Raw genomic sequence first — 21,178 nt, 5'->3', positions numbered from 1 at the left:
TACCCCGTATTATAGCATGATTTATATAGAAAAACCGAATCTCCATGATTCGGCATTGATAAAATGAATCATTAAAAGGCGAATTTTTGAATAAATTCGCCTTTAGCTTTGATTATTTTTTCTTCGGAAACTTATCCAGGCTTTTGAACTTGTAGCCTTTTTTCTTTAAGTCCTGAATCGCCTTTTCAAGTGCATCGGCATTGTCTTTTGAAACAGTGTGTAATAGCAGTATACAACCGGGATGGATTTGTCTCATGATATTATCGTAGGAATATTGCCAGCCTTTTTGCTGGTTCACATTCCAATCGACAAAGGCAAGGGACCAGAAAACATGTGTATAGCCTTCTTCTTTAGCAATTTGCATCGTTCGCTCGCTAAAGACTCCTTTTGGCGGGCGGAGATATTTCATTTCTTTTTGACCAGTCAATTCTTTCGTTTTAACGCGGACCTTTTCCAGCTCCTCACGTATCCTTTCGTCACTTACAGCTGTGAGGTCTGGATGATGCCACGAATGGTTACCAACAATATGCCCCTCTTTTACCATCCTTTTAACTATATCCCCTGCTGAGAGCAAGTAATGTCCAGTTACAAAGAATGTTGCAGGGACCTTTTCCTTTTTTAAAATATCAAGAATCTGAGGGGTATAGCCTTGTTCATATCCGTTATCGAAGGTAAGGTAAAGCGTCTTTGAATTAGGGTTACTTTTATAAAAAGCCCCGTATTGTTCGATCAACTGATCAAGCTCGGCCCCTGCTTCTGCAGGCTGTTCGTTAACCCCCTTTTTAAAACCCCAATGAATCGGCTGATTAGAAACAGCCGCATATGTACTCTGAGGTATCAAAACGAGCAGCATACTGAGGATGCACAATAATCTTTTCATCCATGTTCCCCCTATTTTTATTTTTTTTATTATTTGTTATTGGAGAGAAAAGATTATTAGTATTTAAAGGAAATTTTTAGGCGGATAATAAATCCGCCCCTTAGTTGTTCCAGTATAAGGGAAGTTTAATGAGGAAAGAAAATACGCGGTTATTCTTGTTGATGGAAGATGGAGGAAATTCCGTATTTCTATGTTTGTAAATGATGGAGTGTGTAGACAGAAATACTCTCTTATCGCATCTATGTACGCATCTTGTGAAATAAATTGACAAGTAGGACAACACCATATTTTCCTCTTATATTTCATTGGAAATTGGAAGCAATTGGGACATTGAACCCCAGTAATAATTTCAGATTTTATAATACCAAATTTTTGAAGAATGTCTGTAATTAGAGGAGTGTGGTTCTTTAAAAAGAGCTTTTTTATTTTCTCAATGGTTTTATTATCAATCTGGTTCTTATTATGTTGATGATAAAATACATCGATTTTTCCAAGTAAATCACCTACTCGGCAAACCTTCTTTTGAGCAGCTGTGTATCCAGGACTAATACATACCTCAGTGGATGATTTACAAATAGAAACTAAGGAGTCGATTGGGATTGGAGGGATTTGGTGTTTTTCTAGAAAATATGTCAATAATAAGTTATGGCGTTGTGCCTGTGCGATTGGATTTTCATAAATGACCCTATTGTCCAAATAGTCTTGAATCATCTGATTTTTTTCGATTGTAAGTTTGCCAGAGTGGTTTTTTCCATCAATCATGAGAATACCTCTTGGGGAAAGTAGCAGGGCATCGATTTGAAAGTAACCTTCTCCATACGGTAGACGCAAGTCGTGGAAAATGAGAAACCTTTTTGGGGGAATTTGTCCTAGATAATAATGTATTTTTCTTTCACCATTATATCCAGATCGTAAATTTTTAATGAATAGCCTTAAATCATTAAGTTTGGGATGATTTGGGGGCATTCTTTTTTCCAATGCTTCGGCTTTTAAGAGATTAAGCGGAACTGTTAGGTCTTTAACAAACAAATTAATACCTCCTTTAGTAAATTTAGAAATTGTTTCGCTTATTTATAACATGTTTTCCTTATTTCGTGTATGAAGTATTTATGAATTTTGTTAATTATAATGTGATAGACAAAAGATGAAAGGGGAATTTTACAATTCGAGAGATAATTACACGATAAAAAAGATTATTATACAATTATTCAATTTATTTTTCATAATAAGCTTGGGATTGAACATAAAACGGAAAATATTCCCAACACAAGAAATAATATCAGGTTATTCGACCAAAATTAAGATTAATTTTACAAAACAGAAACTTTATTTTTCAAAAAATGGCATCTAATTCCCAGTTCTATCTCCTTCCTCACTAATTGCTCTTCAAACTAAAAAAGATAGACGCCCAAAGCGCCTATCCCAAAAATACCTTATTTAAAAACCGGTTCCTTAAACTGAGCTAATTTTTCTAAGGAAGATTTATCAACGTCGGCGTGCAAGCTGTTTCCGTGCGAGTCCATGGTTACTACGGCTGTGAAGCCCTCTACACGCAGATGCCACATGGCTTCTGGAATACCAAATTGCATTAAATCCACACCCTCCACAGATTTAATACAATCAGCATAATACTGGGCCGCACCACCGATAGCATTTAAATACACACCGCCATGATCTTTCAAAGCAGCCAGTGTTTTCGGTCCCATCCCGCCTTTACCAATGACAGCGCGGATTCCGAACTTCTTCATGATATCGCCTTGGTAAGGTTCCTCACGAATACTTGTTGTCGGACCCGCAGCTTTAACATGCCACTCACCAGCGTCATCCTTTAACATAACCGGTCCGCAATGATAAATGACTTGGCCATTTAAATCAACAGGTGCGTCGTGATCACTTAAATATTTATGAATCGCATCGCGACCAGTATACATCAAGCCGTTAATTTGAACGACATCTCCAACTTTAAGGGCACGGATCTGTTCTTCAGAAATTGGCGCCTCCAGCGTAATAACACCCTCAGATGTAGCTGCCGTTTCCTTCGCCGCTTCTCCCTCAGCAAAATCAATGAATTCCCCGTCTTGGTACATCCATTCGTTAATTTCGCCTGTTTCCGCGTTCACACTTACACCTAAACGGCGGAATGCCCAGCAATTGTAGGCAACAGACACATAAAAGCTTGCTGGAATACGATTCATCACACCGACTTTACACCCTAAAAGAGTTGCCTCTCCGCCAAAGCCCATGGTGCCAATTCCTAATTTATTAGCATTTTCCATAACATACTCTTCAAGTTTACGAAGTTCTTCATTTGGATTCACATCTTCCACTGAGCGGAATAGCTGCTCTTTGGCTAAATCATATCCGGAGGAACGGTCGCCTCCAATCCCAACGCCAATAAAGCCAGCACTGCAGCCTTGTCCTTGTGCTTGATATACGGAATGCATGACACACTTACGGATTCCATCAAGGTCACGTCCAGCTCGTCCTAGACCGTCAATTTCACATGGCAGACTGTATTGAATGTTTTTATTTTCACAACCGCCGCCTTTTAAAATAAGACGGACGTCGATATAGTCTTTTTCCCATTGGTCAAATTTGATAACTGGCACCCCTGCACCAAGATTATCACCACTATTTTCACCTGTGAGTGAATCAACCGAGTTCGGGCGTAATTTTCCTTCTTTTGTTGCTAAAACAATGGCATTGCGAATCGCTTCTTTAATTTCTAACTGGTTTACACCAACTGGCGTTTTGATTTTAAAGGTTGGTAAACCGGTGTCCTGGCAGATCGGTGACACTTGATCGTCAGCCATTTTGATATTGTTTGTAATCGTCGCAAGGCTCATCGCCGCACTTGTTCCAGCGTTTTCTATTTCCTTCGCCCTTTTAACGGCCCGGCGTACATCCTTAGGAAGTTTTGTTGATGTTTCTACGACTAGCTTGTACATGCTTTCTTGAAATTTAGAAATATTCAATTCGAGTACCCCTCTCCCTATGTTCCCCAATAATCTTTTTCAATTTTCAACGTTTTTGCACGTTTATATTATACTCCTATACCCTCTAGAATTAAAGGATTAGCTTGCAACCGTTGCCATGTTAATCGAAAAAAAAACCATGTAAATTTTGGATAAGGAAACTCACCTCCCTCCAAAAAAAAGAGCCTGTTGATTAAACAGACTCACTCACTTCGCGATTATTAAATTCTCTGCATTTTGATTCCATATCATCTAACATTGAAATTAAGCGGTCAATATCTTCAAGATCCGTATCTTCAGGATCAATGGCATCGAGCACGTCAATGAACATGTTTAAACGTTGTTTTAAAAAATTCACTTGTGTATTTTTATCTTCAATTGGATTACCCAAACTGATTCACTCCTTTTCGTTAACGTTCTCATCCTACCGAAAAATTTATACTTTGACAATCGATTATTATTATTTTGCCCTATTTTTAAAAAATAAAAAGACTCCTGTACGGAGGAGTCCTCAACTTTAAGGTCATCTTGGTCTTTCAGACGCAGCAAATCCAAAGGAAACATAATCCTGTACAGGGATCCATGCACCTATCCCTTGGGACGTGACATTTTTAATTACGATAAACTTTTTGCTTCCTTTTAGAATTAAGTAGACTTCACCGTAGGTTACTTTTCCTTTTTCATTCACACCTGGTGCATAAGCGTATAAGTAGCCTAGGCGGTTAGGAGGGATGTTATAAATATGATCATTCTTTGTGCCTGCTCCAATAATCGTATCAAACGAAAGTGGAAGATTCGTTTTTTCCATCGCCTTTAATAGCATCATTTTTTTCACATCTTCGGCATTGGCGATTTTAGCCGTTAGGCCGCCTCTGATGATTTTTTGCGACTCCTGAACATACTTAATCTGATATGGCACCTTTCCGCCACGATTATCGAAATAATTTGTGTTAATTTTTTGGAACTCCCAATTCGGGGAAGTTTCGGTTGATTCATAATTCAACGGCCACTGGCCTAAGTAGACGATAGCGCGATAACCAATCGCAAATGGTGTGCTATTAATACTCGATTCATTCAACATCCGGATCAAATCGGGATTTTCAATTTTGACCTTTGAAGAATTAATCAACTTCTTAGTTAAATCACTTGGTTGCAGTAATGGCAGATCCTGTGTCGAATTCGGATAAGTATTTTCCTTGGTGATATTCCGAACCGAAGCTGGGACTTGATATTTAACCGAGACTTTTTTCACCGGAACCTTTTGTGCATACCCTGACGGAATAAAAGTTAACATTAATAGCAGTGTTATAAGAACAGAGACATTTCTCTTCACGAGTTAAACTCCTTTCACTAAATAGCATTAATCAGTCTGCTAGTAGTTTTTTCGGAGTTGATATATTTTATCCATCCAAGCAACTAATTTCATTATTTCGCCTGAAGACGGACCATTAATTTTTCAAAAAATGGAAAAAATAATTGAATGGCCGGCCCTACCGTAAAAGTGATAATAAGGGTCCCGTATGAAATAGGCCCATGCAGAAAAAATGCAGGAATTAAGGCTGTAATTTCCCCAATCGTTTTCGCAACCATTAAATTAACATGAAAACGTTCCTTGATTGCCAACATAAAATTATCGATTGGACTTTGTGGAAACTTAGCCTGAATATAAATGGCTGCCCCAAATCCAATAATCAAGATGCCCATCAATAACATCCCGATTTTTCCCTTAAGTTGATTGACTTGAAATAAATCAAAAACAGTGTCTAACCAAAAATCAACTAAGGAACCAATGATAATAATAGTTAGTAATGAAAGCAGATCCGGTCTTTTTTTTAATAAAAAAGAAACAACGATGACTAAAACCGCTCCATCAATCATCACCCATTTTCCCACTGATAACCCAACCTTTTCAGTTAGGCTTACATTAAGTGCGTCCCATGCACCTACACCAATATCGGCTACTTCAATGGTCATACATACTCCGAAAGTCATAATAGCTAAACCTAAAATAAAAAATAAAAACCTAACTAATAATTTCATTTGTGGCTCCTTTTAGGGAAAAGTAACATAAATGTAATAATCAGAACATTTACAAAATTACAATTTCGTTATATAATATACTTAATCTATCAAGTAAGGAGGGCTGTAATCAATCTGCTACCCATTTACCTAATTAATATTAAGGAGGTTGGGATTCCCGTCTTATATGTGATTCAACACTCGTGTTCATGTATCTAAATAAACATGAAGGTTGGTGATTGATGGCCCAAAGAAAAGCGATTGATACTTAACCCTACAAAAAAGATATTTTATCATTATAGTCCATGCAAGATCATTAACTCCGTACATGGAAGAATTTAAAAATAGTATATATTTCAAAGGAGACTCTAATCCATTAGGCTTAGAGTCTCTTTAATGTAAATTAGAGTAAGTAAAAACCAATTCCCATAATCAAATAGGCAGCCAGTAAAGTTAACCCTTCAAACCAATTGGTTTCACCATCGTTAGAGATAACAACCATAAGGAGAACAGATGAAACCATTGCAATTAACTCCTGCCAGCTGAAAAGAAGCGGCATCGTGGTATCAAAGAAAAGAGAAATCAGAACAAGTACAGGTAAGACGAACATAGCCACTTGTAAGGTAGAACCAATTGCGATTTCCACTGCAATATCCATTTTGTTTTTAAATGCCATCACTATCGCCGAAGCGTGCTCTGCTGCATTACCAACAATTGCTACGATAATTACCCCGATAAATAATTCAGACCAACCGAGAGTTTCACCTACATATTCAAAGGTATGAACAAGATGCTCGGAAATATAAGCAACAGCTATGGTAGCGATGAAAAGGACAGCGATCGCTTTCCCTTTACTCCATTCTGGTATTTCTTCCTCATGCGCCACTTTTTCAGTACTAGGCTGATACACACCTCGATGGGTGACCAGCTTAAAAAATAAGGCCGCTAGATAAAGGATAATCAGAATGACTGATATGCCGATACTTAAGGAAAGAGTTTTTGTCTCATTCATATTCATCGAAAAAACCTCGGGAATAACAAAGGCAATGATAACAGCAAACATAAGCAGGCCCGAATTGTGTCGTGCATCGTACACATTAAATGTCTGCCTCTTAAATTTTATGCCTCCAATAAAGAAAGATAATCCCGCTACAAGAAGCAAGTTTCCTAATACCGAACCGGTTAAGGAGGCAAGAACAATACCAACGAGCCCTGCCTTCAACGAAAAGATAGAAATAATAAGTTCAACCGCGTTTCCGAAGGTTGCATTTAATAATCCGCCTATTCGCGGGCCAGCAACAATTGCGAGACTTTCTGTTGCCCTCCCCATAAAACTGGCTAATGCAACTATGGTTAAACAGTAAATAATAAATAAGATGATATTTGACCAGTGCATAAGTGAGCCAATAACTGAAAGTGGCACCCCAATAAGTGTCATAAGCATAAAAATCTTGTTCACCGTATTCCCTCCAAATTCTATTTATTATGTACCGAGGCTTTCTCCTTTAAATCTTTTTTCCTTTTGTACCCTAATTTACCTAAACTAATCATAAAAGTCTAGGGAGTTTGTTCACTTGCAAATGGCGGATTTTCTCGTTACCATCATTTAGGAACTATTTAAAAATATTTGAATGAGGAAGTTCTATGAATAAAAATAACCATCGTTTTTGGATTCTTGTTAGTATAGTCGCCATATCTGGTTTTTCGCAAGGCATGCTGTTGCCACTCATCGCAGTAATTTTTGAAAAAAGTGGCGTTTCTCCTTCATTAAATGGCTTAAATGCTACAGCACTTTATATTGGAATTCTACTTGTGTCCCCTTTCATGGAAATGCCTCTCAGAAAATACGGTTATAAACCGGTTATTATCTATGGTGGCGGGCTCGTAATTGTTTCACTTGCTTTATTTCCATTATGGGAGACATTTTGGTTTTGGTTTGCTCTCCGATTACTGATTGGCATTGGCGATCATTCCCTCCATTTTGCCACACAGACTTGGATTACTTCCTCCTCCCCAGCTGCAACGCGGGGACGTAATATTTCTCTGTATGGTCTGTTCTTTGGGATTGGTTTTGCCTCCGGGCCATTAATGACACCATTAGTAAACGTAAATCAATCGCTGCCCTTTATTGTTTCCTCGATTTTATGTTTTATTGGCTGGGTCTTTGTTTTTACTCTTAAAAATGAATTACCTGAGCAAGAAGTTGGTATCAATTCATTCCTTGCCACAATCAAGCAGTTTAGAAAGGCATTAAAACATGGATGGGTTGCTTTCTTACCTCCATTCTCTTACGGCTTTTTAGAATCCTCCTTAAACGGAAGTTTCCCTGTCTATGCATTAAGAATGAATATCGACGTTTCCAGTGTTTCAATGGTGTTATCATCTTTTGCAATCGGCAGTATCATTACCCAGCTTCCGTTAGGAATTATTAGTGATAAGGTTGGGCGGAGAAATATCTTAATAACTATATTATTTCTTGGATTTTTCAGCTTTACAGCTGCAAGTTTTCTTGAGCATTCCTTTATTGGGCTGTTTGTAGCTTTCCTCATTTCAGGGATGATAGTCGGTTCGACCTTCTCGCTTGGCATTAGTTACATGACCGATTTAGTTCCAAAGAACTTACTATCGACAGGAAATTTGTTATGCGGCATTTTTTTTAGTCTTGGCAGCCTAAGTGGTCCAATCATCGGAGGATTGTTCATTAAATTCTCTCAAAATGTGAGTTTCTTCTATATCATTAGTCCGATGCTTTTGATCTTATCAATTATCATCTTTGCTTTTGGAAAAAAGACTTACTTGGCTTTTGAACAACAAAATTCTTAATCCACTATTGTGGAGCAAATTCATATCTAATGCATAAAATATGTGGTAAGATGAAAGAAAATAAAGATAAAATTAAGAATTGTTGCTGTCATCCCTTTGATGACAGCTTTCGTATTTTTTAAGGGGATTGATTTTGATTATTCTTATCAACTAGGAAATTGAGAGGGGGAGATTCTATGAATTCAGAAGCAAAGACTCTAACAAAGAGTATTCACAAAGTAGGTTTCTTAGAAAAAATCAAACCGCATGCAGAATTGATTGCTGCTGGATTAAGCGGTGGATTCATTGCTGCTGGCTGGATATTGGATAAGTACGGAAATGGAGCAGATTCCATTATTGCTTACCTGCTGGCATTTATCATTGGCGGGTTTGCCAAGGCTAAAGAAGGCATTGAAGCCACCTATGAAAATAAAGAATTAAATGTGGAAATGCTAATGATTTTTGCTGCCATAGGTTCAGCAATTATTGGTTACTGGACAGAGGGTGCCGTTCTAATTTTCATTTTTGCTGTAAGTGGAGCATTAGAAACCTATACCATGAATAAAAGCCACAAGGAAATTTCCTCTTTAATGAAGCTTCAGCCCGAAGAAGCCTTGCTCATCTCAAGTGGTTATGAAAAAAAGGTTCCTGTTTCAGTGCTCCGTGTCGGTGATTTTATTTTAATTAAGCCTGGGGAACGTGTCCCTTCTGATGGAATCATCATCAAAGGACAAACGAATATCGACGAAGCTGCAATAACCGGCGAATCCATGCCTGTCTCAAAAGGAACTGAGGAAGACGTTTTCGCGGGTACCGTTAACATGACTGGTTCAATTACTGTTAAAGTGACAAAAGCGAGTCATGATACCCTCTTCCACAAAATCATACAGCTTGTTCAATCAGCTCAAAGCGAGAAATCACCCTCACAGCTGTTTATTGAACGTTTTGAAGGAACCTATGTAAAAGTAGTCCTATCCGTTGTTTTATTAATGTTTTTCCTCCCACACTTTATGTTAGGCTGGAGTTGGCAAGAAGCCTTCTACAGGGCAATGATATTATTGGTGGTTGCATCCCCTTGTGCCCTTGTTGCTTCTATTATGCCGGCCACTTTATCCGCCATCTCAAATGGAGCGAGACATGGGATATTGGTAAAAGGCGGGGTTCATCTTGAAAATTTAAGCCATCTAGGGGCCATCGCATTTGATAAAACGGGGACACTTACCAAAGGGAAACCAGAAGTAACCGAAGTGATTGTTAAGGAAGGACTTGATCGAGAGGACCTTATTTGGAAAGCAGCTTCAATTGAAAACCATTCTAACCATCCGCTTGCAACCGCGATAGTGAATTATGTTAAATTGAGCATGAATAAGGATCTCCTTTATCCAGAAAGTCTTGAGGATGTACCAGGCTGGGGTGTTAAAGCGACAATTAACGGTGAGCATTGGAAAATTGGTAAGGCTGCCTTTATTGGCAATAATTATGTTGACAAGTTTGCTGAAGATAAGGCAAAAGATCTTTCAAGTCTTGGCAATACACTTGTATACATTGAAATAAATGGTGAACTGAGTGCGATCATTGCCATGAAGGATGTAGTTCGCAAGGAAACAAAACTTGCCATTGATCATTTAAAAAAGCAAGGTATTCATACGGTCATGCTTACTGGGGATAGTGAAAAAACAGCACGAGCGATTTCCTCTGAAAGCCATGTAGATGAATTTTTCGCCGAATGCTTACCTGAGGTAAAAGTAGAAAAACTTAAGGATTTGAAAGAAAAGTATAAAACTGTGGCAATGGTAGGTGACGGGATTAATGATGCACCCGCGCTAGCAATTGCCAATGTCGGTATTGCCATGGGCGGAGGAACTGATGTTGCCCTTGAGACAGCTGATATTGTCCTAATGAAAAATGATTTACCGCGAATTGCCGAGGCCATCGATCTTTCCAAACGCATGAATAGAATCATTAAACAAAATGTTGTTTTCTCCATAACTGTAATCATGATCTTGATGGCATCGAATTTCTTTCAGATGCTCGATTTGCCATATGGAGTAATCGGTCATGAAGGCAGTACCATTTTAGTCATTCTAAATAGTCTTCGATTGCTTAAATAGTGAAAAACCGGATGAACATTCATCCGGTCTTTTTATTTTCATATGGGATTTAACCCATTAGTGATAGCCGTTCGAGCCGTTCGCAGACCCCGAAGTTTTATTTCCTTTACTACCTTTACCTTTTTGCTTTGTACCGCCATCTTTTTTGGTCTTCTTTGTCATAATAAGAACCTCCCTGAAGTTATGTTAGCCTTCTAACTTAGTTTGGACAGATGGGCTAATTTCATGAAGGAAACTATTAGCAATTCTTACGGTTTTTTTCACTATAAAAAGCGTTGATTTCTCCACCTAATATAATAATAAATGCCGATATGTATAACCAAATCATTAAGACAATAATTGCCCCAATACTTCCATAGGTGAGCGAATAATTACTTATATTACCAACGTAAAAGGTTAATCCAATCGAAGAAATAATCCAGCCCACGGTAGCAAAAGCTGCCCCTGGAAAGGCACTCCGGCATTTTATTTTTACGTTTGGTGCAATCCAATACAATCCTGTAAAAATGAGAAACAAAATAATCGCACTAACCAGCCAGCTTAATGTATCCCATACCTTAATAAATTCTGTCGTGTAGCCCATTTGAGAAAATAAAAAGACACCTATTTCTCTGCCGAATACAGGAAGAACAATCGCCAGAATTAAAACAAAGATCATTCCAAAAGTTAAAAGAATAGCCATTCCTCTTGAGACAATAAACGAGCGGCTTTCCTTAACATTATATGCCTTATTAAAAGCCTTCACAATCGCACTAATACCGTTCGATGACGACCAAATCGTACCGATAATCCCGAACGATAACAACCCGCCATTCCGATGATTCATTATGTCATGGACGTTTTTTTCAATTAGGTCCATGGCCTCGACAGGTGCAAAATCCCTTACGATCCCAAGCATATCCTGATGGGGAATTGGAATATATGGAAGGAGTGTAAATAAAACAATCAGGAGCGGAAACAGGGACAGTAGAAAATAATATGCTAGCTGTGCACTTAATCCAGGTAAATCATCTTCATCGACCCGGTGCCAAAGTAATTTTAATAAAGATGAGCGAACATTCCCCACCTTTTCCATTTTCATCCTCCTTTTTATTGGATTTTTTCTTCTTTACCTAATACTTCATTTAAAAGGATTTCTTCGTCACTTTTTGTGAAGGTATCCTTCGTTTCTTTTATAATGTCCGTTACCTGAGGAGTTATCTCTCGTAACTCTTCCACTTTATCTGTTATATAAGATATATCCTCACTGACCTGCTTAACGGTTGTCTTTAATTTTTCTGCAGTTTCCTTCACCTTATCAGTAATCTCTCCTGGATTTTTCATGATATAGGTAACCTTTGTAGTAGTTTTTTGTACGTTTTCTTTCATCACTTCACGTGTTTGTTTATCTAAAAGGCTGATTGCTCCGCCAGCAAGTGCTCCAAGTAACACCCCGCGCCAAAATTGATTTTTCTTTGTCATGTTAACGTCTCCCTTAATCATAATTATTATTATCATTAATAATACCCGATGATAATAATACCAAAACCCTCTTTCATTTATTTTGCTTCATAGTGGATGGTCACGCAAGTCCAACTGATATTTTTATCCATTTTTTTTGGTTTACTAAATTGGGAGTCTTTCCTAGGAACTTTGTATTGACATATAATTTTCAACATGAAAAGATGGACATATTAACTCGCGGAAAGGGTGACCCAAATGAATTTATCAGAAAAATCGATTGAGAATGTCGAATATATGATTGAACAAATTAAGGAAAAGCTAAAGGTCCTAAACCTTGGAGCCATAAAACCTTCGCATTTTGATGAAGAAATGTACGAGGAATTAAAAGAGATTTATGATATGGTACTTAGAAAGAATTCATTTAGTCCTAATGAAATGCAGGCCTTAGTTGAAGAGCTTGGAAGCCTCCGAAAAAAATAAGCTAACAAACCCGTTATTGCACATAACGGGTTTGTTTTTAATCCTGTTCAGTTAAGATGACGGGGCCATCTTTTGTAATCGCAAGTGTATGTTCGTATTGTGCTGAATATTTTCCATCAATGGTCCTTGCCGTCCATCCATTGTTGTCCATCTTCGTTTGGTATCTACCTACATTAACCATGGGTTCAATTGTAAAGACCATACCTTCTTTAATTCTTGCTCCTTTTCCTGGCAGCCCGTAGTGTGGAACATCCGGCTTCTCGTGTATCACTGCTCCAATCCCATGGCCAATAAAGTCTCGAACAACAGAAAAACCTTCGCTTTCAACATAGGTTTGAATTGCGTGTCCTATATCCCCAATTCGATTGCCGACAATCGCCTGTTCTATCCCTTTATAGAGTGCTTCCTTTGTAACATTTAATAGACGTTCGGTTTCCTCTGATACCTTTCCTACCGCATAAGACCAGGCGGAATCAGCCAAAGCACCATTGTAATTGACAACCATATCCACTGTCACAATATCCCCATCTTTTAAAGGTTCCTTCCTTGGGAAGCCATGACATATTTCGTCATTTATGCTTGCACAGGTTGCATATTCATAACCCTTATAACCCTTTTGTTCTGGTGTCGCTCCATTTTTCTTAAGAAATTCTTCAACAAATGCATCGATTTCCCAAGTGGTTATACCTGGTTTGATTAATTTTCCGATTTCTTTATGACAAGCTGCAAGTATTTCTCCTGCCTTTTTCATTGCTTCAATTTCACGTTGTGATTTAAGGACAATCATTTTAGGAGGGTCCCCTTCCTTTTTGTTTATTTTTATGTATAATATCCAAAATTGTTATTCGTCTAAAAGCCATACCTTTTAGTGAATTACAATTGACCACTATTGGCAACACTATTAATATTAACCCTATCCTGTGATTTTTTCAAAAATACTTTATATGGTGAAACTTTTCTCAAAGTTCATATTATTGTCATATTCCTTTGTTCTTAATATGGTGCTTTTCTATTCTTTTTGATAAAATTAATGTAAGTGAATAAAAATTAGGTGTGTGAGAATTATGATCGGTGATCGCGTAAAAAAATTTCGCTTAGAAAAGAAAATGTCACTTTCCGAACTTGCTGCTCAAGCAGGCGTGGCAAAATCTTATTTAAGCAACCTTGAAAATAACAAACAAGAGAATCCTTCTATAAAGTTTCTTGAAAAAATTGCAGTTGTCTTAAATATACCTATTGATCATTTAATACATGAAGAAGTCAATAAAGCGGAATTAGACATTGATTGGATGAATCTTGTCAAAGATGCAATGAATTCTGGTGTTTCCAAAGAACAATTTCGTGATTTTCTTGAATTTAACAAGTGGCGTATTAATCAAAACGACGATAAATAATAACCTGCGAAAAGGTCTTTTTCAATTTGAAAAAAGAAAAGCATTCTACAAATACTCCCATTTGTAGAATGCTTTTTTTATTTATGTACACTGTCGTTCCGTGATTAACTCATAACCTCTTGTTGGCTAAGGAAGTCACGAACTGCTTTTATGGATAATCCCAAGTCTTTTGCTTCTAATATGAGTTCCATCCATTCTTGATCGATTACTTCTACTTCACTTTTTGTAATAACCATTTTTCTCACTCCTAAAATACATTGTGTATTCCAGGTAGCCCGGCCATCGTAACAAGTCATACTTGCCTTAGATCCTCGGCTTTGCGTCCCTGCTTTTCAACAGGTTTGCCTTTTTCTGATACTAATACAACTTAAGTATGACTGTTTTAGCTTATCGTTCTTATGTGATAGGTCGATTTACTTAATCCTCATTGATATTATATCTAGTGCTATTTTAGTAGGGTGTTGTAATTTGTCGCATTATTTTAATTTTCACACATTTTTTTCTAACAAATTATGCCAAATATCTACAAAAATATCCCAATTACAGCTTAACCCCTTTGATGTTCCATGTCTAAGTTCTAGAGCTTTAGACGAAATTCCTTGCCATTTCTTTATTTCCTTGTGGAAACTAAATTAATATTACAATTCATATGAATTGTAATATTTGTCTAAACTGTGACAATTAGCATATAATTAAACAACATAACAACAAACTTAATATTGTTAATATTCAAAATAATGGTGGTGAAGCATTGCGATGACCCTTATTCATGTATTAAACTTTTCCATTCCGATTGCGTTTATTGTGTTTGCTGGGTATGTATTAGACCGCATGTGTAAACCAGATCCCCCGAAAGATAAAGCTGGTGAAGAGTGAATCTATTTATAGATTCCACTTTCAGACAGCTTTTTTCTTTTTTAATAGTAATTATTTTCACTCCAATCAGGGAATGCTACTTTTGATGACGAAAGGAGTGTTGAATTTGGCACGTGGAGAACATTTTGAACATAAAAAGAAAAACCACCCTGGTAATTTTCCAAAAGACAGTTTAACTGAAAAACATGCGAAACAAGCAATTGGGGACGAAGAATTTTTAGTGGTAAGGGAAGCATTTAAAAATCGAGTAGAAGATGAGGAAGAATATCGAGGAGATACTGCTCGTTTACTAAATGACCAGACAGAATAAAAGGCGTGAGCACTTCACGCCTTTTTATATCCCTAGAATTGGCCTTTTTCCATACTTAAATTTCTAATAAAATGTGAAAATTCAATTGTTTTAAGCCAATTAGCTGCTTTTTCGATGTCCTTGGAAAACACCCTGTCTTGTTTAATCGAAGCTACCTGTTCGCGGCCCTTATCATAAAAAACCCTGGTATGAGATGCCATTTTTTCGATCCCGCGAATTTCAACCGCCTGCATGGCACAAATTAGTTCAATTGCGATAACTCTGCGTGCGTTCTGGATAATTTGATAAGCATGCCTAGAAGCAATTGTTCCCATACTTACATGGTCCTCTTGGTTTGCGGAAGAGGGAATCGAGTCGACACTGGCAGGATGTGCGAGTGTTTTATTTTCTGAAACAAGCGCTGCTGCCGCATATTGCATAATCATTGCACCTGATTGCAAACCAGGTTCAGGACTTAGGAAAGCCGGTAAATCATTAAGCTGTGGATTGACTAATCTTTCAATTCGTCTTTCCGAGATATTTGCTAGTTCCGCTACGGCAATCTTCATAAAATCCATCGCAAAAGCTATGGGCTGCCCGTGGAAGTTCCCCCCAGAAATCACCTTTTCTCCATCATCAAAAATTAATGGATTATCCGTTGCTGCATTCATTTCGATCTCTAATTTTTCTTTCACATAATCCAAGGCCTGCCAAGATGCCCCGTGAACTTGTGGAATGCAGCGGAGAGAATAAGCATCTTGAACCCGTAACTCGCCCTGCTGTGTTGTCAATAAACTATCGCTTAAATAACGACGAATTCTCGCTGCTGTGTCAATCTGCTGTTTATATCCCCTTGCGACATGAACTTCTTCTGCAAATGCATCGATAATTCCGTTTAACCCTTCCATTGTCATTGCAGCAATCAGCTCACTTTCATGTGCTAACTGTTCTGCCTCCAAGTAACCAATAACACCCATTGCTGTCATCGCTTGGGTACCATTAATTAGAGCTAGACCTTCTTTCGCTTCCAATGTTACGGGTAAAATCCCTTCTAACTGGAGCGCATCAAAAGCATCGATTTGCTTACCTTTGTAAAATACCTCTCCTTCCCCAATTAGAACTAAGGCAAGGTGAGAAAGCGGAGCTAAATCACCGCTCGCACCAAGGGAACCTTGCTGTGGGATGACAGGAATGATATCTTTATTCACTAACTCTAATAACTTTTCAATGACAATAGGTCTGACTCCAGAAAAGCCCTTTAGCAGTGCGTTAGCCCGAAGAAGGACCATGGCTTTAGAAACAATTTCCGGAAAAGGTTCACCTACCCCGCACGCATGGGAACGAATTAAATTAAGCTGCAGGTCTTGAACATGATTCTTATCGATAAGTACATCGCTGAATTTTCCAAATCCAGTCGTAATTCCATAAACGACCTTTGATTCTGAAACAATTCTTTCTACTGCTTCACGGCTCTTCTTGACAGCTTCCATACTCTTGTCTGAAGCATTAACCTTTTGCTTGCCATATAATACATCTTTCATCTGCTCTAACGTTAAGCTTCCACCTGTAAGTGTGATCATATTGTCTCTCTCCTCTACCACTGTAGTATAATAAAGAAAGAGGCTGGATTCCGAATCTATTTGATTTGGAGTCCAGCCTCTTTTATGATTAATTGATCGAATATTATTAGATGCCTCATGGGATCATTCCATTCTTTAACTATCTTATTGATAATTATTGTATGTGATGAAAAGCTTATCTGTCAATTTAATTTTCTGAATTTTAGCACGATAACACTTTAGTACGATAATAATGAAAAGCGGAATCGCCGGTTTAGTGGCGTATGAGCTACAACGATTTAAAATAAAGGAAAGTTCCGTTATACTATAAAAAGGTCAAATTGGATTTACCCGAAAGGAGTTACTATGAAATCTCTCGTACTTGCAGAAAAGCCAAGTGTGGCTCGTGAACTTGCTCGTGTCCTTGGCTGCAATCAAAAACATAAAAGCTATATGGAAGGCAATCAATATATTGTCACATGGGCCCTTGGTCACTTAATTGAATTAAAAATGCCCGAGCATTATGACACGAAATATAAAACATGGAATTTGGAAGATTTACCGATCATTCCACAAAAAATGGGCCTGATGGTTATGAAGCAAACAAACCATCAATTCCGAGCCATTGAAGCGTTAGCCAAACGGAAAGATATAAACGAATGTATCATTGCAACGGATGCAGGACGTGAAGGCGAACTGGTTGCCCGCTGGATTCTTGAAAAGCTCCACTGGAACAAACCTTTAAAGAGATTATGGATTTCTTCACAAACAGATAAGGCTATAAAGGATGGGTTCAAACAATTAAAACCAGGCAAACAGTTTGAGGACCTCTACCATTCAGCAGTTTGCCGAGCAGAGGCTGATTGGTTAATTGGTCTAAATGTGACAAGAGCATTGACCACCAAATACAAGGATCCTCTATCTGCAGGTCGGGTTCAAACCCCTACGCTTGCACTTGCTCTTGAGCGTGAGCAGCAGATTCAATCTTTTGTACCAAAGGAATATTGGACAATTCGGGCAGAAATCGGCCCGCTTTCAACTGATTGGGAACGAGACAATGAAAAGCGCATTTTCGATAAAGTAAAAGCGGAAGCGATCCAATCTAAAATCAATGGGAAAAAAGCTGTGCTTGAAAAAATTGAGCGAAAGAAAAAATCAGAGCCGCAGCCTCTACCCTATGATTTAACAGAGCTACAGCGTGATGCCAATAAGCGATTTGGTTTTTCTGCAAAAAAGACTTCGACCGTTTTACAGCGTCTTTACGAGCAATACAAATTAGTTACTTATCCAAGAACCGATTCACGCTATTTAACAACAGATATGATGAACACAATGACAGACCGCCTGCAAGGAATGGCTTCTGGATATAAGGATGAGGTCCGCCCTCTTCTTGCAAATAGGGGTATAGTACTTGCCAAACGCGTTTTTAACAATGAAAAGGTATCGGATCACCATGCCATTATTCCTACGGAACAACGGCTGAATCTTAGTGAACTCGATTCAGATGAAAGAAAACTATACGATATCATTGCTAGACGGTTCTTAGCTTTGTTTTTACCTGCTTATGAATATGAAACCATTCAGGCTACCTTCAAGGTAGAAGGTGAGACATTTACAGCAAAAGAAACAAATGTAATCGATTTGGGCTTTAAGAAAGTTTTAGGAAAAGAAGATACTGAACATGCTGTAACTGGCCTGCAAAAATTAGCCCAAGGTCAGTCCTTTACGGTTAAAAATAGCTCCATGAACCAAAAATGGACCGAACCGCCGCAGCGTTATTCTGAAGCAGATGTTCTAGCTCAAATGGAGAAATTCGGTTTAGGAACCCCAGCAACCAGAGCAGAAATTATTGAAAGGCTTGTGGAAACAGAAGTTGTTGAACGGCAAAATGGGCGCTTCCATCCAACGAAAAAAGGCAAACAACTAATCGACCTTGTCAATGATGAATTAAAATCACCAGAATTGACGGCCAAATGGGAGCAGGAACTGGAACGAATCTCAAAAGGAAAGGCAGACCCGAAAGCCTTTTTACAAAAAATTCGCCGTCAAACAGAGCAGCTGGTTTCTGAAATTAAAACGAGCGACAAAACGTACCGGGCTCACAATTTAACTGGATCGAGATGTCCGGAATGTAACGAATTCTTAAAGGAAAGAAATACAAAGGATGGAAAAATTCTTGTTTGCTCAAGTCCTGAGTGTTCATTTCGGAAAAGAAAGGACCCGAAGCTTTCTAATCGCCGCTGTCCACAGTGCCATAAAAAAATGGAGATTCATGACGGGAAAGCAGGCGCATACTTCCAATGCCGCCGATGCAATGTCGTTGAAAAAGCAGAAGACAAGAAAAAAGCAGTCAATAAGAAAGAAGCACAAAAGCTTGTCCAGAAATATACGCAAAAAGAGGATTTTGGAACAAGCTTAGGAGATTTACTGAAACAAGCCTTAAAGAATCAAGACTAACCATAATGGTAAGCACAAAATGTGCTTACCATTTCTGTTGTATGATCTTCCAGTTAGATAGTATGATGGTGATGTTTTATTCGTTTGAAAAACAAAAGGTTGGAACACAGATGTAAAAAAGGGTCAATAATACATAAAAAATTGTACTAAAATGTTCACATTTGCCTAATTTGTATTATAATTAACTTACAAAAGTTAATATTATTAGGGCGGTGGAAACAATGGAATTATCCCAGTTCATGGCTCCAACTTCATTGTCAGGAATTATTACATTTTTAGTCCTATTTTCCGCAGGTGTTTATTTAAATATAAAAGTATACGGCAGTAAGTTGCAGTAAAGATAAAAATCTTTACTGTTTTTTTGTTTTTATCAGGTATCCTTTTGCTTAATGGCTTTCGGTTTCTTTTTCCAATTGGAACCGCTACAATAAAGGAAGATTCAGAAGAAAAGGAGACGTACATATGAGTGAATTTCAAAAAAACCTTGAAAAATATGCTGAACTAGCCGTTATAGTGGGCGTAAATGTTCAGAAAGGTCAAACCTTAGTCGTAAACGCCACCTTAGATGCGGCCGAATTTGTTCGTCTGATTGTCAAAAAAGCATACGAAACTGGTGCACAAAATGTCATCGTTAACTGGAACGATGATACAGTTACGAGAACAAAATATGACTTAGCTCCCGATGAGGCATTCCTTGAGTACCCTGTTTGGCGTGCCAAAGAAATGGAAGATCTAGCAGATCAAGGCGCTGCCTTTATGTCGGTTATTTCCACTAGCCCTGATTTGCTAAAAGGCGTGAATCCAGAACGGATTGCCAACTTCAATAAAGCTGCTGGAAAAGCACTGGCGAATTACCGGAAGGCAGCACAATCAGATAAGGTGAGTTGGACTGTTATTGCAGCTGCGGCGCCGGCATGGGCAGCTAAAGTTTTCCCGGATGAGCCTGCTGAAAACCAAGTAAGCAAACTTTGGGATGCGATTTTCAAAGCCGTGCGTGCAGACGTTGAAAATCCAGTAGAAGCTTGGAAAAAACATGATGAAACCCTTCATGAAAAAGTTCATTATTTAAATGAAAAAAGATACCAAAAGCTCCATTACACAGCTCCTGGTACAGATTTAACGATTGAACTTCCGGAAAAACACATCTGGGTGGGCGCAGGCAGTTTGAATGAGAAAGGCTTCGAGTTTATGGCCAACATGCCGACAGAAGAAGTGTTCACTGTTCCGTATAGAACAGGTGTTAATGGTACAGTTGCTAGCACAAAGCCTTTAAGCTATGGTGGAAATATTATTGACCGGTTTTCGATTACGTTCGAAGATGGAAGAATTGTCGGGGTAAAAGCAGAAGAAGGCGAAGAAATCCTTAAGCGTCTTGTCGATACAGACGAAGGCTCACATTATCTTGGTGAGGTTGCTCTTGTACCATATAACTCACCAATTTCCCAATCAAATGTCCTTTTCTTCAATACATTGTTTGATGAAAATGCATCAAACCATTTAGCAATCGGCAGTGCCTATGCTTTCTGTATTGAAGGCGGCAAGAAAATGTCTTCCGAAGAATTGAAAGAAAACGGTCTGAACGAAAGTATCACTCACGTTGATTTCATGATTGGTTCCACGGAGATGGACATCGATGGAATCACCGCTGATGGAAAAACAGAACCCGTATTCCGAGGCGGAAACTGGGCTTTTTAATTTAAGCACAAAAAGAGTAGGACTCCCTGCTCTCAGATTGTCGAGAAAGAGTATTTTTCTCGGCAATTTTTTATTCTCAGCATTTAATTATTCATTGTACCTGCTAATGGGCCTGTTGATTTCCGCTCCAGGCACTTCGCTTTCCGCGGGCGTGCCGGGGAGCCTCCTCGTCGCTACGCTCCTGCGGGGTCTCCCCTG

The 21,178-nt window shown here is 38.4% G+C and carries 19 protein-coding genes and 1 riboswitch; of the genes, 7 read left to right on the top strand and 12 right to left on the bottom strand.

Going from position 1 to position 21,178, the window contains the following annotated elements:
* Positions 1-112: 112 nt before the first annotated feature.
* From pdaA to cax, 7 genes are all read right to left on the bottom strand, one after another.
* Positions 113-880, bottom strand: coding sequence for a delta-lactam-biosynthetic de-N-acetylase (gene pdaA, locus J7E63_RS11480; RefSeq protein WP_215012138.1), 768 nt, complete (start codon positions 878-880; stop codon positions 113-115).
* A gap of 63 nt (positions 881-943) precedes the next feature.
* On the bottom strand, positions 944-1,909 hold the full coding sequence (locus J7E63_RS11475) for a nuclease-related domain-containing protein (RefSeq protein ID WP_215012131.1): 966 nt from the start codon (positions 1,907-1,909) through the stop codon (positions 944-946).
* A gap of 404 nt (positions 1,910-2,313) precedes the next feature.
* Entirely contained in the window at positions 2,314-3,855 is a 1,542-nt protein-coding gene (locus J7E63_RS11470; RefSeq protein ID WP_285289930.1) for a fumarate hydratase, read from the bottom strand.
* 193 nt (positions 3,856-4,048) lie between these two features.
* A complete protein-coding gene (locus J7E63_RS11465; RefSeq protein WP_088085809.1) occupies positions 4,049-4,246 on the bottom strand; it encodes an SE1561 family protein in 198 nt (65 codons plus the stop codon).
* A gap of 132 nt (positions 4,247-4,378) precedes the next feature.
* Positions 4,379-5,149, bottom strand: a complete 771-nt coding sequence (locus J7E63_RS11460) for a YfkD famly protein (RefSeq protein ID WP_251033497.1) — start codon at positions 5,147-5,149, stop codon at positions 4,379-4,381.
* 131 nt (positions 5,150-5,280) lie between these two features.
* A complete protein-coding gene (locus tag J7E63_RS11455) occupies positions 5,281-5,895 on the bottom strand; it encodes a YczE/YyaS/YitT family protein (RefSeq protein WP_215012127.1) in 615 nt (204 codons plus the stop codon).
* A gap of 382 nt (positions 5,896-6,277) precedes the next feature.
* Complete coding sequence (gene cax / locus J7E63_RS11450; protein WP_215012319.1) at positions 6,278-7,318, bottom strand: calcium/proton exchanger; 1,041 nt, start codon at positions 7,316-7,318, stop codon at positions 6,278-6,280.
* 200 nt (positions 7,319-7,518) lie between these two features.
* Here cax and J7E63_RS11445 point away from each other — a divergent pair, with 200 nt between their 5' ends.
* Together J7E63_RS11445 and J7E63_RS11440 are read left to right on the top strand one after the other, a co-directional pair.
* Positions 7,519-8,697 carry an MFS transporter gene (locus J7E63_RS11445; protein ID WP_215012125.1) on the top strand — a complete coding sequence of 393 codons (1,179 nt, stop codon included), beginning with the start codon at positions 7,519-7,521 and terminating at the stop codon, positions 8,695-8,697.
* A 176-nt stretch (positions 8,698-8,873) separates the two neighbouring features.
* Positions 8,874-10,787, top strand: coding sequence for a heavy metal translocating P-type ATPase (locus tag J7E63_RS11440; protein ID WP_215012123.1), 1,914 nt, complete (start codon positions 8,874-8,876; stop codon positions 10,785-10,787).
* Positions 10,788-11,025: 238 nt separating this feature from the next.
* Here the strand turns inward: J7E63_RS11440 and J7E63_RS11435 are convergent, their stop codons facing one another.
* Positions 11,026-11,862: a YihY/virulence factor BrkB family protein gene (locus J7E63_RS11435; protein ID WP_215012121.1), complete on the bottom strand. Its 837-nt coding sequence runs from the start codon at positions 11,860-11,862 to the stop codon at positions 11,026-11,028.
* Between the two features lie 14 nt (positions 11,863-11,876).
* Positions 11,877-12,248: a YtxH domain-containing protein gene (locus J7E63_RS11430; protein WP_215012119.1), complete on the bottom strand. Its 372-nt coding sequence runs from the start codon at positions 12,246-12,248 to the stop codon at positions 11,877-11,879.
* 237 nt (positions 12,249-12,485) lie between these two features.
* Between J7E63_RS11430 and J7E63_RS11425 the strand changes: the two genes are divergently transcribed.
* On the top strand, positions 12,486-12,710 hold the full coding sequence (locus tag J7E63_RS11425) for a DUF1128 domain-containing protein (RefSeq protein ID WP_066251264.1): 225 nt from the start codon (positions 12,486-12,488) through the stop codon (positions 12,708-12,710).
* A 37-nt stretch (positions 12,711-12,747) separates the two neighbouring features.
* On the opposite strand, the gene map is transcribed toward J7E63_RS11425, so the two are convergent.
* Entirely contained in the window at positions 12,748-13,497 is a 750-nt protein-coding gene (map, locus tag J7E63_RS11420; RefSeq protein ID WP_215012117.1) for a type I methionyl aminopeptidase, read from the bottom strand.
* 277 nt (positions 13,498-13,774) lie between these two features.
* Between map and J7E63_RS11415 the strand changes: the two genes are divergently transcribed.
* Positions 13,775-14,104 (top strand): helix-turn-helix domain-containing protein, encoded by a 330-nt coding sequence (locus J7E63_RS11415; RefSeq protein ID WP_214715342.1) that lies wholly within the window; start codon positions 13,775-13,777, stop codon positions 14,102-14,104.
* Positions 14,105-14,208: 104 nt separating this feature from the next.
* On the opposite strand, the gene J7E63_RS11410 is transcribed toward J7E63_RS11415, so the two are convergent.
* A complete protein-coding gene (locus tag J7E63_RS11410; RefSeq protein WP_214715341.1) occupies positions 14,209-14,340 on the bottom strand; it encodes an anti-repressor SinI family protein in 132 nt (43 codons plus the stop codon).
* A 30-nt stretch (positions 14,341-14,370) separates the two neighbouring features.
* Positions 14,371-14,460, bottom strand: a riboswitch (cyclic di-GMP riboswitch).
* Between the two features lie 626 nt (positions 14,461-15,086).
* Between J7E63_RS11410 and J7E63_RS11405 the strand changes: the two genes are divergently transcribed.
* Positions 15,087-15,290: a hypothetical protein gene (locus J7E63_RS11405; protein WP_215012115.1), complete on the top strand. Its 204-nt coding sequence runs from the start codon at positions 15,087-15,089 to the stop codon at positions 15,288-15,290.
* 32 nt (positions 15,291-15,322) lie between these two features.
* Here J7E63_RS11405 and hutH read toward each other — a convergent pair whose 3' ends face one another.
* Positions 15,323-16,849, bottom strand: coding sequence for a histidine ammonia-lyase (gene hutH, locus J7E63_RS11400; protein ID WP_215012113.1), 1,527 nt, complete (start codon positions 16,847-16,849; stop codon positions 15,323-15,325).
* Positions 16,850-17,194: 345 nt separating this feature from the next.
* Between hutH and J7E63_RS11395 the strand changes: the two genes are divergently transcribed.
* Positions 17,195-19,285, top strand: coding sequence for a DNA topoisomerase III (locus J7E63_RS11395; protein ID WP_215012111.1), 2,091 nt, complete (start codon positions 17,195-17,197; stop codon positions 19,283-19,285).
* 462 nt (positions 19,286-19,747) lie between these two features.
* Entirely contained in the window at positions 19,748-20,980 is a 1,233-nt protein-coding gene (locus tag J7E63_RS11390; protein WP_215012109.1) for an aminopeptidase, read from the top strand.
* Positions 20,981-21,178 lie beyond the last annotated feature (198 nt).

The organism is Bacillus sp. ISL-75 (genome assembly GCF_018613095.1).
This window is presented reverse-complemented; position numbering and strand designations above follow the sequence as displayed.